This window comes from Achromobacter aloeverae (assembly GCF_004121055.1).
In the GTDB taxonomy this organism is placed as follows: Bacteria; Pseudomonadota; Gammaproteobacteria; order Burkholderiales; family Burkholderiaceae_B; genus Bordetella_C; species Bordetella_C aloeverae.
On the sequence record NZ_PYAL01000006.1, the window covers coordinates 417,754 to 432,998 of the forward strand.

11 protein-coding genes are annotated in these 15,245 nt (G+C 68.8%); 4 read left to right on the plus strand and 7 right to left on the minus strand.

The features are described from left to right. Positions 1-12: 12 nt before the first annotated feature. Both C7R54_RS21095 and C7R54_RS21100 read right to left on the minus strand, forming a co-directional pair. Entirely contained in the window at positions 13-276 is a 264-nt protein-coding gene (locus C7R54_RS21095) for a PAAR domain-containing protein (protein WP_129152378.1), read from the minus strand. 23 nt (positions 277-299) lie between these two features. Then, the gene (locus C7R54_RS21100) at positions 300-551 is read right to left on the minus strand and encodes a hypothetical protein (protein ID WP_129152379.1); all 252 of its coding nucleotides are present in this window, start codon (positions 549-551) and stop codon (positions 300-302) included. Between the two features lie 241 nt (positions 552-792). Here C7R54_RS21100 and tssA point away from each other — a divergent pair, with 241 nt between their 5' ends. Continuing rightward, positions 793-1,932 (plus strand): type VI secretion system protein TssA, encoded by a 1,140-nt coding sequence (gene tssA / locus C7R54_RS21105; RefSeq protein ID WP_129152380.1) that lies wholly within the window; start codon positions 793-795, stop codon positions 1,930-1,932. 157 nt (positions 1,933-2,089) lie between these two features. Here tssA and C7R54_RS21115 read toward each other — a convergent pair whose 3' ends face one another. The 5 genes from C7R54_RS21115 to C7R54_RS21135 are packed head-to-tail and all read right to left on the minus strand — an operon-like array spanning position 2,090 to position 10,107. Further along, a complete protein-coding gene (locus tag C7R54_RS21115) occupies positions 2,090-2,884 on the minus strand; it encodes an OmpA family protein (RefSeq protein ID WP_129152381.1) in 795 nt (264 codons plus the stop codon). Positions 2,885-2,886: 2 nt separating this feature from the next. Beyond that, positions 2,887-3,873: a type VI secretion system-associated protein TagF gene (gene tagF, locus C7R54_RS21120; protein ID WP_129152382.1), complete on the minus strand. Its 987-nt coding sequence runs from the start codon at positions 3,871-3,873 to the stop codon at positions 2,887-2,889. Beyond that, positions 3,870-7,676: a type VI secretion system membrane subunit TssM gene (gene tssM, locus C7R54_RS21125; protein ID WP_129152383.1), complete on the minus strand. Its 3,807-nt coding sequence runs from the start codon at positions 7,674-7,676 to the stop codon at positions 3,870-3,872. The genes tagF and tssM overlap by 4 nt, the downstream gene beginning before the upstream one ends. After that, positions 7,673-9,187 (minus strand): hypothetical protein, encoded by a 1,515-nt coding sequence (locus C7R54_RS21130; RefSeq protein WP_129152384.1) that lies wholly within the window; start codon positions 9,185-9,187, stop codon positions 7,673-7,675. The genes tssM and C7R54_RS21130 overlap by 4 nt, the downstream gene beginning before the upstream one ends. Before the next feature lie 56 nt (positions 9,188-9,243). Beyond that, a complete protein-coding gene (locus tag C7R54_RS21135; protein ID WP_129152385.1) occupies positions 9,244-10,107 on the minus strand; it encodes a M15 family metallopeptidase in 864 nt (287 codons plus the stop codon). A gap of 187 nt (positions 10,108-10,294) precedes the next feature. On the opposite strand from C7R54_RS21135, the gene C7R54_RS21140 reads away from it, so the two are divergent. Genes C7R54_RS21140 through C7R54_RS21150 form a run of 3 tightly spaced genes read left to right on the plus strand, consistent with a single transcriptional unit; the run spans position 10,295 to position 15,199 of the window. Next, positions 10,295-11,230: a hypothetical protein gene (locus C7R54_RS21140; RefSeq protein WP_129152386.1), complete on the plus strand. Its 936-nt coding sequence runs from the start codon at positions 10,295-10,297 to the stop codon at positions 11,228-11,230. Between the two features lie 43 nt (positions 11,231-11,273). Then, the gene (locus C7R54_RS21145; RefSeq protein ID WP_129152387.1) at positions 11,274-14,216 is read left to right on the plus strand and encodes a type VI secretion system Vgr family protein; all 2,943 of its coding nucleotides are present in this window, start codon (positions 11,274-11,276) and stop codon (positions 14,214-14,216) included. A gap of 11 nt (positions 14,217-14,227) precedes the next feature. After that, positions 14,228-15,199, plus strand: a complete 972-nt coding sequence (locus tag C7R54_RS21150) for a DUF4123 domain-containing protein (protein ID WP_129152388.1) — start codon at positions 14,228-14,230, stop codon at positions 15,197-15,199. The last annotated feature ends 46 nt before the right edge of the window (positions 15,200-15,245 follow it).

Genomic DNA, 15,245 nt, shown 5'->3' on the forward strand with positions numbered 1-15,245 from the left:
CGCACCCTTGTGTCAACTGCCCAGCGTATAGAACTGCTGGCTGGCGATGAGCGTGGCGCCGCAGGAGGTCTTCATGCCCTCGACCGCGGTCTTGCGATCGGAGCCGACGTCCGGCGTGCCCTCGACAATCACGTGCGTGCCGCTGCATTTCGGGCAGGTCACGCGATCGCCAACGCGGGCCATGGGCTGGCCGAAGACCGTGACGGTATCGTCGCCCTCGACGACCACCCCGCCGTGGGAGGTGCGGTCGCCTTTGCGTATGACAGGACGGGCCATGAAACATCGACTCCCGGTGCGTCTCAGCCCAGCGTGCCGTCCGGCGCCATGCGCACTTCGCCCGAGACGAAGGAGCCGTCGGGCGCCCAGCGTACCGGCGCGTCGCCGCCGATGTAGCGGCCGTCGGGCGTGCGCTGCGGCTTGCCCGCGACATAGGTGCCATCCGGCGCTCGCGTGATCGCGCCCTCGCCGCCAAGATAGGTGCCGTCGGGGGCGCGGCGCGGCGTGCCGCGGTAGTAGTGGCCGTCGAAGGCCAGGCGGAAATCGGAACTCATGGCGGGGCAGCCCTTATCGTGAAGACGGAAGAACGCAGGCCGATGGCGCTGCGGGTCCAACGCAGCGACGATGATATGGGCCTTCCCTGGCGCCTTGATCACTAACCGTTACTCAAGTTGTAAGAGAGCGTTTCCTCCGCCTTCTGCTTGCGGCGTCGCTATGGGATCATCCCGTGTCCCATTTCCTGCCTGGAGAAGGAGGGCGCCCGAGCGTGCGCTCCCTGTCTCTCTTCCCCAAACAATGACAGACCTCGATACGTTATTGCAGCCGATCCCGGGCGAGGACCCGTGCGGCGAAGACATGGTTTTCTCCGCCGAATTCGACCAGATCCGCGAGGCGCGCCGCTTCGACGAGCCGGGCCTGGAGCAGGGCGACTGGATCATCGACCTGAAGGAAGCCGATTGGCCCCTGGTGGCGCGCCTGTGCGGCGATATCCTGCGCACGCGCAGCAAGGACATCCGCGTCGCGGCATGGTTGACCGAGGCATGGGCGCGCCGCGAGGGCTTTGGCGGCCTGCGCGACGGTTTTCGCCTGGTCGAGGCCCTGTGCCGCGACTACTGGGAAGGCTTGCATCCGCGCGCGGAGGATGGCGACCCCGCGCAGCGCATCGGCAACCTGGGGTGGCTGATCAGCCAGTCGCGGCAATTGGTCGCCGAGATTCCGCTTACGCGTGCCGAGGGCGGCCGTTATGGCCTGGCGGTGTGGGACAGCGCGGTGCAACTGGCCAATGCCATCAAGCGCGCGCCGCAGGATGCGCCCGAGCTGGCGCGAGGCAAGGTCACGCAGGACCAATTCGATGCCGCGCGCCGCGATACGGCGCCGGCCTTCTATTCCGAACTGCTGGTCGACCTGGACGGTTGCGCGCAGGCCCTGGACGCCCTGGACCAACTCTTGCAGGACAAGCTGGGCGACGAGGGGCCGTCGTTCTCCGCCCTGCGCGAAACCCTGCGCAAGGCAGCCGACCTGGCCGCCCGCTTCGCGCGGGAGGCAGGGCTGCTGGTGCGCGCCGACGCCGCGACCTCCACCGGCGCCGACACGGCGGCCGGCAACCCGGCCGCTGCCCCCGCCGACGCCGCCGCGCGTCATCCCACGGAACGCCTGGAGCCCACCATGACCATTCCGCCGTCGTCCGCGACCGCCGCGTCGGCCGTGCGCGGCCCCATACAGACGCGCGACCAGGCCTTGAACCAGCTGCGCGAAGTCGCCGAGTTTTTCCGTCGCACCGAGCCCCACAGCCCTGTCGCGTATCTCGCCGACAAGGCCGCCAGTTGGGGCGAGATGTCCCTGCACCTATGGCTGCGCACGGTGCTCAAGAACGACCAGGGCCTGTCGGACCTGGAAGAGCTGCTGGGCGTTCCCAAGAGCGGGAACGAGGGCTAGGGCCAACGCGGGCGGCGGGGCCGGCTGCGCTGGCCCTGTAGTAGTTGGCCCTGTAGTTGGCCTTGTACTTGGCCCGGTACTTGGCCCGGTACTTGGCCCAACGCTTGGCCCGACACTTGGCTCAATAGTTGGCTCAGTCGTTGGCTCGACAGCCGGCTTAGCTCCCCGCCCGGAACTCGATGCGCCGGTTCTTCGCGCGGCCTTCCGCGGTGGCGTTGGTCATCAAGGGCTGGTCGGGGCCCACGCCCACCGCGTCGAAGCGTCCGGCGGGCAATCCCTTCTCCACCATGTACGCCTTGACCGCGTCCGCCCGCGCCTGGCTCAAGGCCAGGTTCGTCGCCCGGCTCCCCGAGCTGTCCGTGTGCCCGATGATCTGCACCTTGTCCGCCCGGATCCTGGGCAGCACGTTGGCCACCTCGTCCAGCAGTTCGCGGCCGCGCGGCGTCAGCGTCGCGCTGCCTGTCTCGAATTCCACCGTGCGGTTGGCCAGCAGGTTGTCGAGCATTCCCTGTTCGTCCTTGGCCGCCGCCACGCGCAAGCCGTTGACGATCTTGTAGGTCGGATTCAGGGCCGTCGCCAGGCTGCTGGCGATCTGCTGCCGCGACGCCTCGTTCTGCACCTCGCCGCGCAGGCTGATCTGCGTGCCGTCGATGTCCAGTTGCCCGCGATTGATCTGCTTGAGCGGCGGCGAGATCATCTTGCCGACGTGCGTGCTCCAGTTGGGCGGCGCCACCACGCCGCCCACGTCGATGCGGTCGATGACGTTGCCCACGCCATACAGTTGTTGCAGCCTGGCCAGGACATCGGCCTTGGTCGCCTGGTCGGGAACGGCGCCGCTGGCGACCACTTGTCCGGGCTGGGGGACCACATTGGCGGGCACCACCGTCGCCGCGTCCTGGGCGGCGCAGGCGCCGGACAGCGCGAACGCGGTGGCAAGGAAAACCAGGCGCATGCTCATGCTCCGATAAAGACTTCGCGGAAGGTGTCGAGCGCCGTGCGCAGCGACAGCTTCGGTTGATCCAGATAACTGGACAGCTTGGCCAGCCCATGGCTGGCGGTCACGTGCTCGCTGACCCAGGGCGCCTGGTCCAGCACGATGTTCTGCGCCGCCAACGCCTGCGGCGTCGACAACAGGCTTGCCAGGGTATGGGGCGACGCGCCGCGAAAGCCGATCACCAGGCGTGGCTTGCCGCCGATGTTGCCGATGAAGGTGGCCACCTCGAAATCCGCCAGCGCCAGGAACGGCGCCACCAGCGTCATCCAGTAGGCCGCCACCAGGTTCGCGTACATCGGATCGCTGGGCAGCGGCAGCGCCAGCCCCCGGTCCAGGTGGGAGGCGCCGCTGTTCATCACCGGCTCCAGCAGGATGCCCAGCGCCAGGATCACGTCGTGCAGCCGCACCTGGTGTCCGTCGCCGCGCAGCATCTGCTCCACGCGCTCCAGCGTCTGCACGTCGGCGAAGGTGTCGAAGCCATCATCCGGCGCGATGTGGATGGCGCCTTCCAGGCTGTTCAAGGACTGCAAGCCGGGGTTGGAGTCGGCCTCGGTCATCAGCGTCGTCGTCACCGCGTCCAGCCGGTTCCACAAGCGGCTGAACGACACCGGGCTGCGGGCCATGAATTCCTGCGGCCGCGAGACCTCCAGCGATGTCGCGCTGAGGAAGGGGAAACGCCGGCCCGACTGATCCTGGCTGGGGCGCAAATGCCCGGCCACCGCGATCTTGCTGCGCGGGCCCAGGAACGCGAAGTTGAAGCCCGCCGCCTCGTCGTACAGCGTTTTCCAGTGCGGGTCCTGCGCCAGCAGCTCCATGGTGTTCGCCGCCCAGGCATCCAGGCTGGCCATCAGCTGGGGATGGGTCGTGCTGCGCACGAAGTCGCCGCGCGACGGAATCTTGCCGAAATACGCTGCGCGGTAGGTCGGCGATTGCAGCGGCGCGTTCATTGCTTGCCCCCCGTGCGTGCCGGCGCGGGCCGGCTGTCGGCCAGATTGGCCGGCGTGTCGGACACCACGGCCGCGGGCAGGCGCAAGTTGCGCAGGCCCTGGCCGCTGGAGGGTTCGCTGGCGCCGGAGCCGGCCGCCTGGGCATTGCTGATGATGCGTAGCGTGACGGGGACCGAAACGCCGGCTTTGGACCAGGTCATATTGAAACTGCCGTCAGGATTGGAAGTTCGTTGCGCCGAGCCGATGAGCTTCTCCAGGCCATAGCGGCCGGGTTCGTTCACCACGTCGACCGTGCTGCCGTCGAAAGCGGTGGCCGTGATGCGGGCGCCGGGCGCGCCCTGCGGGTTGGGCCATACGAAGTTGACCCATTGCGGCGGCGTATTGCGGTAGCGCAATTGCTGGCCATCGATCTCGATGGTGTACTCGGTCACGCCCTGGGCGGGCTTGGGCTGGATCTGGAACAGCGTCTGCGGCTGCGCCGCCGCGCCGCCGCCGCCGGCCGCCGCGCCTGACAGCGGCGCCACCCACTGGGCGAAATTCGCCGTGAAGGTGGGCAGCAGGTTGACGCCCAGGTCGCCCCAGGTGCGCGCCGTCAGCACGTCGCCGCGGCGCACGGTCAGCGGGCTCAGGGTATCGGACACGAACTTGGCGATGGCGCCCTGCGGGCCGAAGATCTGGCCGATCTCCTGCGCGCTGGCCTCCACCGTGGCGTTGGTGGAGAAGGGATACTTCTCCGCCAGGTCCTGGTTGAACGGCTGGTAGATCTGCGCCGTCCACACCTTGTTCAATTCGCGCTCGGCCGGCTGCAGCGTGACGGCGTAGGCCTGCACCAGCGGACGGACCAGCAGCGGACGCAAGGTGACCCGCTGCGTGTCGGTCAGCCCCGCCAGCATCTGCTCGTCGACCAGCTTCAAGGCGTCGGCGAGTTCCGATTCCTTGCCTTCCAGCGTCTGGCGCATCAGCACCAGCGCGCCCGGTCCGGGGTCGCCCTGGTTGTTCAGCAGGTTGAAGCGGGTGCGTATCCTGGACAAGGCCGCCATGTAGTTGCCCAGCAGCGACTGGTTCTCGTGCGCGACCACCAGGCGCGCGACGTCCGAGAACTCGCGGCCGACCGGCCCCATGGGCAAGGTGTTGCCGGGATTCTCCTTGACCGTGGGCGTGGGGTTCTGGCGCAGCACCTCGCGCTTGAACCAGGCCACCACGCCGGTCTGCGTCTGCTGCAGCCCCGTGCTGATCAGCGAAGGATTGTCCCAGGACGTCTGGTCGTACGCCGTGTTGATCAACTTGGCGATGGGCGAAGTCTGCGGATCGCCCAGGCGGTTCATGGCATCGACCGCCTGGCTGAAGCTGGTGAAGGGCTGGATGCTGACGCCGCCGAGGAACTTCTTCCATTCCTCCGCGTACTCCGTCTTGTACATCGTCTCCAGGCTCTTCTGGATCTGCTCGGGGCTGCCTTCCAGCGTCAGGTCGTCGCGTGCGTTCACGCCCAGCACCCAATCGGTGGTTTGCAGCTCCTTGCTGGAAGCCTCGCGGATGGCGGGCTGCACGTACTGCTCCCAGGCCTCGCGCGTGAAGGTGCCGGGGATGGCGTAGCTGCCGGCCATCACCACGCTGTCCTGGTTGCCGACGATGCGCGCCACGGTCATGGTCTGGAAGCGCGTAGCGGCGCGCGCCTTGATGGTGGCATAGGCGCGTTCTCGCGCCGGCATGCCCTGCATCACGGTGCGCAGGCTGCCGCGGGTCTTTTCCACGAGGGCCAGGTTCAGGTTGATGCGTGGCCATTCGGCGTCGGCCGAGCGCGAGGAATAGAAAGAGATCATGCGCTCGGCGTTGCGGATCAACGCATCGCGCGGCATGGTGCCGCGGTTGGTCTCCAGCCACCCGCGCCAGAAACGCGTGATCTGGTCCGACAGGTGGGTGGGGTCGACGTGCTCCCGGTTGGACATCATCAAGTAGGTCTTGAGCGCGTTATAGGCGTCCTGGGCGTTGTTCGGCGAGGAGTCCTGGAACAGCGTGTCGGGCGCCGCGGCCGCCACCGGCACGGGGCGCGCCGGGGGTGGGCCGCCGGCGCCGCTGTTCTCGCCGAAGTTGCCGACCCGCGCCAGGTAGTCTTCCAGGCTGCCCTTGACCGGCATCAGCATGATCTGGTTCAGGCCCGCGTAGTACTCCTGCAGCAGCCTGTGGCGCAGCGCGTCGCCCTGGTACAGCCCCAGGCCCAGGGAAACCGGCCGGCTGGTCGCGTAGCGGTCCAGTTGCTCGATGCGGTCCTGCAGGATATCCATCGCTTCCAGCCGGCTCTGCAGATCCGAACCTTCCTGCTGCATGCGCACGACCTTGTCGAGATCGGCCTGCACGTTGGTAGCCAACTGGCGGTTGCCCATATAGGACCAGGTCCAGCCGCCGAGCACCAGGCCCAGCGCCAGAACGAGGCCGAAGAAGCCCAGGTAGCGCATGCGTACCTTGCCGGGGCTGGCGTGCTGGCGCACCAGTTTCTTGTCGGCGAAGATCACGTTGGAGAACAGGTCGCGCAGGAAGAAGCCGTTGTGCGAGGACACGTTGTGCGTGGCTTCCCGCCGCGACGGCGCCAGGGCGAAGCGCTCGGCCAGCTTATCGGTGGAGATGCTGCGGGCGGCGCCCTCCTGCAAGGCGCTGGTGAAGTAGAAGCCGCGGAAGATGGGCTTGTACTGAAAAGGATTGGTCTCGAACAGCGTGGCCAGGAAGGTGCGCAGCGCCGGCTTGATCGACGCGAATTCCAGCGGAAAGGTCAGCAGGCCGGGCGGCAGGTCGCCGGCGCGGCGCAGCGAGATCTGCGCGGTGCCCATTTCCTTCAACCCTTCATACAGCTCGTCGAAACGGGCATCGAATAGCGACAGTACGTCGCGGCTTTCCTCGGCGCCATAGGGCAGGGTGGCGCCCCAGACGCGATTGCGTTCGCGTTCGTCGCTGTCGGCGAAGAACTCGTCGAAGCCGGCGATCAGGTCGGCCTTGGTGAAGATGATGTAGACCGGCGCGAAGACCTCCAGCCGGTCGATCAGTTCCTGCACGCGCTGGCGCAGGTTCTTGGCCAGTTCGATGGCGAACTCCGGCCCGGACGCAGAGAGCTCGTCGATGCTGGCCGCCACGACGATGCCGTTGATGGGCGCGCGCGAACGGTGCTTTTTCAGCAGGTCCAGGAAACCCAGCCATTCGTCGCGGTCTTCCTCGTGCACCGAATACCGGCCGGCGGTATCGAGCAGGATGCCTTCAGTGGTGAAAAACCAATCGCAGTTCCGCGTTCCACCCACGCCGCGCACCGCCGCGCCGTTCTTGTCGGCGAAGGGGAACTGGAGGCCGGAGTTGATCACCGCGCTGCTCTTGCCGGCGGCAGGGTTGCCGATGACGATGTACCAGGGCAGCTCGTACAGCGCCTGGTTGCCGGACAACTGGCCGATCTTGGACGTCTTGATGGTGCGCACGGCCTGCGACATGCGTTCACGCAGGGCCTGCACGTCGCCGCGCGTGTTGCTCTTGCCCGTCTGGGCCTGCTTTTCCAGCACGTCGCCCAGCTGGTCATTGGCCTTGCGAGAGCGGGCGCGGCGGACCAGGAACACCAGCAGCCACAGCGCCAGGAAGATGCCCAGGGCCGCGCCCGCCCATGCCAGGCCCGTCTCCGGCGTATCGGCCAGGAGGAACAGGAAGACCAGCAGGGCAATCAGGCCGAAGAAGATGAACGTCTTCGGGCTGGACGCGATGCGGGACAGCCAGGAGCGGATATCGCCCAGGAGGCTGGTGAAGCTGGAAAACAGTCCGGAAGGGCTGGTCATGTTTGGGATGAAGAGGAAGGATGCGTAGGAAGATACGTTTCGAAGTCGGCCACGACGGCGATGCCGCGCAGCCAGGGGTCCTGGGTCAGCGCGGCCAGCACCGGGGCATCGAGCTCCTCGCTGGCGTCGACGGCCAGCGCCAGGGCCAGCAGGGGGGCGGCGGCGCCGACATGGCCGCAACGGTTGCCGGCGGCCAGGCAGTCCTGGTTGGGATCCAGGTGCGGCGCGACGGCGGTGGCCAATTGCAGCGTCTCGATGGGCCGGCTGCCACGATGGTCCGCGTCGCTCACCAGCGACGCCAGGCTGTCGGCGGATACGCCATGTTCCTGCAGCAGCGCCTGCGCCAGGGCGGGCAGGGCGGCGTCGGCCGCGGCGCCGCGCGCATCGGCGGAGATCGTCCGGCGCGTAGAAGGCGCGAACATGACGATGCGCTGCCCCTGGTCGGGCGCCGGCGCGGCGGCGAGCAGCAGCGCGGCCGCGGCTTCGCCCGGCACCAGGCCCTGCGGCTGGTCCGTCGTCATCAGGCGGCGCTGGCCCTGCCACGCATGGGCGCGCCCCTGGCTGATATAGGAGTCCGCGGCGGCGACGATGCGCAGCGAAGGCGGCGCCGACGCGGCGATGGCGTGGCCCCGGGCGCCGGTGCGCGCGGAAGTGTCCCCGGCGGCGGCGCTCGCCGCCCGCGGAACGTCGTCATTCGCCGTGCCGGCGCGCGCGGCCAGGGTATGCAAGTGGGTGGGCACGGTGCTGTCGTCGACGACCTCATGGGAGACCACGGCCAGGCGGGCGGGCGGCCAGGCGGCGCCAGGGGCGGCCACGCCACGCAAGACCGCGCCCGCGACGGCCATGGCGCGCTCGCGCGCGGCGGCCGGCCACGCGCCGGGCAGCATCAGGTCCACGTGCAGCATGGGCCATGCTTGCTCCTGCTCGGCCGGCCCGTCCGGCATGTGGGTGACCAGCAGGTGATCGACCGCGCGATCGCGCGCGTCTTCGAGCACGGCGCGCAACAGGGCGGTCGCGCGCAGCGGTTCGTCGTCCAGGGCCGCCGCTGGCGCTTCGGCTGCCTGCGCCTGCGCCCGTAGTTCGGCGGTGTCCAGCGTCGACACGCGCGCCGCGAAGACCGGGAAGCCCCGCAAGTCCTTCAGTTGCGGATCGAGGTCGGGGCGTGCCTGCTGCGCCAGTGCGGCGCGTGTCGCGGCAGCGCTGTCGCCCGCGGCAGTGCGCGCCGCCACGCCCAGCACGGCCAGCCGGGCGGGAGGCGCGCCGGTCGGGGGTGCGGTTTCCGGCGCGGTCGCGGGTACGCCGGCTTCGGGCCTGGGCGCGCCCGCGGCCCGTGCACCGCGCAGTCCCAGCCATCCTAGGCACAGAAGCGCCAGCGGCAGCGCGAACAGGAACACGCCGATGTCCATCGCCGTGGGCAGCGCGCGCGTTTCCTGCCACCAGATGATGACGGCCAGCCACACCACGCCAAATACGAGCGCGATGATCAAACCGGACTTGAGGAGACGAGGCATAGTTGGAAGACGAGGGCAGCGTTGTGTTTATGGTCTGTAGACAAGGGGCGCAAGGGTCAGCGTGGCGGCGGCATCCCCAGCTTGATCCCGGGTTTGCGGTACTCCACATGGCCAAAGTCCATGAGCTTCCAGCGGCCGCCCCAGGTCAGGCCCACGCGCTCGGCCACTTCGCCATAGAGCTGGTAGCCGCGCAGCGCCCAAGGATCCTTTTCCGATATGACGATCTTGCCATCGCGCAGGAATGCGTTGTCCGCGGCCAGGCCGTATTGGTGATAGCTCTGGTACGCGCCGGCGTTGGTGACGGCCGGGCCGTCCTTGTCGCGCAATTCCTGCTGGCGCTCGGGGCTGCGATAGCCTTCGATCAGGGCCATCTGGTAGCCGTACTGGTCGCGCATGATCTGGTAGGCGAGCAGCAGGCGCTGGCGGAAATCCGGATCGAGCAGGTCCCAGTCGCGGCTGGCGGTGACGATGTTCGGGCGGATCATTACCACCTCGGCGGTGGTGAAGGCTTCCGGAGGGACGGGAGGCGGTGGAACCAGCCGTTCCCCAGCGAGAAGCGCTTCAATTTGTACGCTAGGATTTCGTAAATCCGGCTCGTAAACAAATGTGTGATTGTGTCTCATGAGGAAAGCAAAAAGGGTCGGAAGAGACACGACCGCCAGCACGGCAGCTGTTTGCCAGCGGTGGCTCTTTACATATCCGCTTACCCCACGGGTGACCCGCGCATAGCCGTTCGCCAGCCAGCCGATGCCGCCCCCCAGATGTCCGCCCGCGCGCTCCGTCGAGCGGGCTACGCCCCGCCGCAGGCCGTGCAGGCAGGCACGCAGCCCGCGCAGCGTGGTGGCGCGCAGCGCGGGAAAAATCAGCCATGCCGAGATGCAGACGGCGGCCAGGAAGTAGACGGGCAAAAGGAAGAGCAAAAGCGGTCACCATGGGAAAGGCGTAATCTTTTGTCTTAACTGCGGTTGAAGCAATACCGGCAACGCCTCAAACTCGCGTCTGAGTTCCTGAAATCGTAACAAGGTGCAATGCCTGACATGCATGGCGGCGCCGCGTTCGACTGGCGGGATAAACGGAGGGATGCACCCTCGGGACACGGATGGACGCATGGCACTAGACGACGCGACATCGGCCGCTGCCGGCCGAACGCCCAGCCTGTTGGCGGGGCGTTCGGACGCGGGCGCGCGCGATTCCCAATCGTCAAGAATCCTGGCAGCGCTGGAAGGCCGCGCGCCGCAACCGGAGCGGCGGCACATGCCTGCCGCTCGCGCGCGTCCGTCGCGCGCGCGATGGTGGTTGCTGCTGCTTTTGTTGTTGATTCTCGCTGGAGGCGGTAGCGCATGGTGGCGCATGCAGCAGGCATCCGGCGCCGCGGGATCGCCGGGCGCTTCCATTATGGCCAATGCCAACGGGGCTGCCGGCGCGAATCCGGCCCCGGCGCCGGCCAGCGGGCCATCATCGGTATCCGTGGCCGCTCCCACGGCGAACAGCCAGGCCGCCCCGCGAGCGTCCGTCGCCGAGACGGCGCCGGCCGCCATCGTCGATGCGCCGGGTTCGAACCGCGGCGCGACAGCGGAGGCCGCGTATGCGGCCCGCGAGGAGGGGCGCAAGGAAAACGACGGCCCGCCGCAGAATCCCTTGTCGGCGCTGGCCGCTGCCGCCCCCGCGGCGACGCCGAACGATGCGGCCCTTGCCGAAAAGGGCAAGACGCCGGAAGGCAAGGCCGCGGAAGGCAAGACGAACAACGGCAAGGCCGAGGCGAAGACCGCCTCGCGTGCGAATCACACCCCCAAGGCGCGGAAGAAAGCCGATGGCGATGCGGCGCTGTTGTCCGCGTTGATGTCCTACGGCCTGCCGCCCCCTTCCGCCGCGGCCGCGGCCACCTTGCCTGGCACGCCGCTGGGCGAGCGCCTGCAGCAGTGTCGCCGCAAGCCCTTCCTCGAAAGCGAGCAATGCCGCTTGCAGGTCTGCGCCGGGCAGTGGGGCCTGGCGCCCGAATGTCCCAACCCGCAGGCACAGACGCAAGCGCCCGCGCGCCCCTGATCGCCTTGTCCGATACGCCTTATTAGCCCCCGATGCGCCGACCATGACGACGACTGCACTGGCCGACCTGCTGAGTTCCAATGCCCGTCTCTACCGCCTGGAAGGCGAGGGAGCGCTGGCGCGCCTGCATGTCGAGGCCTGGATCGCCCGCGAGGCGCTGTCAGGCCTGGGCGAGATGCGCATCCTGGCGCTGGCCGATGACGCCGCGCTGGATCTGGACGACATGGTGTCGCGCGCGGTCACGTTATGGACGACGCGCGCCGACGGCAGCCGCTATGGACGCAGCGGCGTGCTGCGCCAGGCCGAGCTGCTGGCCGGCGATGCCGGCTTGGCGCGCTACCGCCTGACGGTCGTGCCGTGGCTATGGCTGGCGACGCAGCAGCGGCGCAGCCGTGTCTTCGAGCAGCGCGCCTTGCTCGACATCGTGCAGCATGTGCTGGATGGGTACGACGGCTGCGCCAGCCAGATCGCCGACGATGTTCGGACGTATCTGGCCGATCTGCCCGTGCGACCCTACACCACGCAATACCGCGAATCCGACTACGATTTTCTGTCGCGCCTGCTGGCCGAAGCCGGCCTGGGCTGGACGTCCGTGGAGGACGAGGACGCGCCGCTCAGGCACGCCGTGCGCATCTTCGCCGACAGCCGCGGCTTGCCGGAAGATCCGGAGTCGGCGGAACACGGCGTGCGCTTTCATCGCGCCGACGCCACGGAGTCGCGCGATACGGTGCAGGCGCTGGCGCGCCGCTTTCGGCAGGGCGCCAGCCGGGTCACCGTGCTGGGCTGGCATGCCGGCGGCAAGCATGCCGTGGCGGGCGAGGCCAGCGCCAGCGATGCGGGCGAAGACGATGCGCTGGCGCCCGAATGGTACGAGGCCGCGGGCCACGGCGCGTTCGAGAACGAAGCCCACGCGCGGCGCCAGGCCGCGGTCGCGCTGGAAAGCGTACAGGCGCGCAACGAGATCTTCACCGGCAGGAGCGGCGTGCGCACTTTCCGTTCCGGAACGCGCTTCCGCCTGCAGGATATGTCGCCGCTGGGACCGTCCGGCGAGGCGGGCTTCGAGCCCGTGTTCGCGCTGGACCGCATCGAGCATGTCGGCCTGAACAACCTGCCGGTGGCCGCGCAGGCGGCGTTGAAAAGCCGGTTGGGCGGCATGGCGCGATGGCTGCATTACGATGCGCCGCCGCCCGCGCCCGGCGGTCGCCCGGAAGCCGGTGCGCCGGCTGGCCCGGACGATTTCGCGGAGCGCGGCCAGTCCCCGACATGGCGGCAGGATCTGGGCGGCGGCGCGGACGATGCGGCGCTGGCGCCCGATCCCGCCGTGCTGGAAAAGGCCCGCGCGGTAGGCTATGCCAACGCCTTCGACGCGTTGCGCTGCGACCGGCCCTGGCGGCCGGCGCTGGCGGGCGGCCGCGGCGCCCGCTTCAGCGGCGCCGCGTCGGTCCATGGCGTGCATACGGCCCTGGTGGTGGGCGCCGAGGGCGGGGCGCAGGCCGACGACCGCGAGGAGATCCATCGCAACCGGCGCGGCGACGTGCGCGTGCGCTTTCACTGGCAGGAAGCGCAGTGCGACGGCGAGGCGCACAGCCGGTGGGTGCGCGTGGCGCAACGACAGTCCGGCGCCGGCATGGGAATGACATTCGTGCCGCGCATCGGCCAGGAAGTGCTGGTGCGTTTCCTGGACGATGACATCGACCAGCCGGTGGTGGTCGGCGCGGTATACAACGGCCGCGGCGAGGGCGGGACGCCGCCCACGCCGGGCGGGCGCACCTTGCAGGAGGCCGATACGTCGGCGTTCGCCGCCGCGCGCGACATGATACCCAGCGGCCAGGCCAACCTGGCCGGGGGCAACTCGCCCGCCTGGCATGGCGCGGCGGCAGCCGACGACGCGCACCGCAACGCGGCCGCGCTCAGTGGGTTCAAGAGCAAGGAGTTCGGCGGCGCGGGCTACAACCAGATGGTCTTCGATGACAGCGACGGCCAGCAGCGCGTGCAGCTCAAGAGCACGCAGTCCGCGACGGAGTTGAACCTGGGCCACATCATCCACCAGGCCGGCAACTATCGCGGAGGCGTGCGCGGGACCGGCGCGGAACTGCGTTCCGATGCCTATGGCGCGGTGCGGGGGGGCGCTGGCGTGTTGATCACGTCCTACCATGGCGACGCCGCGGATCCGGCGGGCGAGGCAAGCGCAGCGCAGGCGCTTGCCAGGCAGGCCGACAAGCTGGCGCGCAGCCTGGACAAGGGCGCCGCGGATCATCAAGGCGTGCGCCTGGCCGCCGCCGCGGGCACCGAGCAACCGGACACCAGCATCCTGGATGCAGGCAAGGCTCCGCTGGCCGCCATGCACGCCGCCGTCTCCACCAGCGTCTCGGGCGAGGACCTGTCCTCGGCGCAGGGCGACGCGGCGCGGATGGATACGCGGACCGGCGCGGGCAAGGTGCCGCACCTCGGCGGGTCGACGGTCGTTGTCGCGGCGCGCGCGGGGCTGGTGCAGACGGCCGGCGAGCATATGCAGGTCACCGCCGGCGAGACCGTGCACTGGTCCGCGGGACGCCACCAGAACCTGGCTTCCATGGGCCATTTGCGTGTGCATACCGGACAGGCGCTGGGCGTGGTGGCGGGCGTACAGCGCGGCGGCGAACCGGCGCTGAGCCTGGTCGCCGGTCAGGGCCCGCTGCTGGTCCAGGCGCAGCAGGACATCCTGACCGTCACCGCGCGCGAAGCCGTGCATATTGCCAGCGCGTCGGCGCAAGTGGAACTGGCCGCGCCCAAGCGTATCCGCATCGCCACCGCGCAGGGCGCCAGCATCGTGCTGGAAGGCGGCAACATCACCGTCAACGCCCCCGGCCGCATCGACGTGCACAGCGCGGACAAGCAATTCACGGGGCCCACGCGAATTCCCTATCCGCTTCCGCAGTTCAGGGTTTGCAAGAGCTGCGTGCTGGACGCCCACGACGCGGTACAGTCCATCACGGACAAGGCGTGAGGACGACGGGGATGAACGTATCCTGGGAGGCGACGCTGGCTGACCTGGTCGCCGAACTTCCACGGTATCGCGGGCCGCACGGCGAGGCCGCGCGCGCCTGCGTGGTTGTCGATTTCCGCGGCCATCCCGACTTGCTCGCATTGCTGCTCAAGGCCGGGAACCTGACTTTCGGGTCGGTGTGGGCCCAGACCGGGCTGGACGTCTACGGCGACGTGGCGCCGATGATCATCGAGCTCGATGGGGCGTCGCAAGACGTGCTGGGTGGAGCGCGCACCGGCGATGTCTCCACGACGCTGCTACGGCTGCTGCACGCCTTGCACGAACGCGATGGCGGCCGCTACGCCATGATCGGTTTTTGTTCGGCCGCGCCGCTGGAGGCGTTGATCGCGCATTTCGGCCATTTCTGCGATTACGCGCTGCCCGATGGCCGGGAATTCTTCGTGCACTGGTACGACAGCCGTATCCTGGTGCGCGCGCTGCAGGTCTGGGACGAAGCCCAGCGCGCCGATTTTCTCGCGCCGCTCGGCACGCTGGCCTATGCGCAGCGTGGCGGGGACTATGCGCGCGTGCAGGGCGGCGCCCTCGCGTCGGTCGATCCGCACGGGGATATCCTGCGCCTGACGCCCGGGCAGCATCAGCTTTTCTTCGACCTGGATTATCCCGACAAGCTTGCGGTACAGCTGCGGCGCCTGTATATGGGAATGCTGCCCGGCGACCCAGGCCAGGATGCCTTGGTGCCGCGGGTGCGGGACCAACTGGAACGGGCCAGGGGACATGGCGTCGCGGGTGACAAGGACACGTTCGACTACGTCGCGTGGGGAATCTCGATTTCTCCACGGTTCGACGAGCATCCCTTGATCAAGGCGGCCCTTGCCGCCTACCGCCCGGATGCCGACGGCGGGTTGTCCGGCTGCCTGGCGCATGTGCCGGACAGCGTGTGGGATGAGCTGCAGAGCGCGGAGGATGCGAATACCCATGGTTGACGGGTTGCGCGATTGGACGTGCGAGGCGGCCCGCCACGCGGTGGGT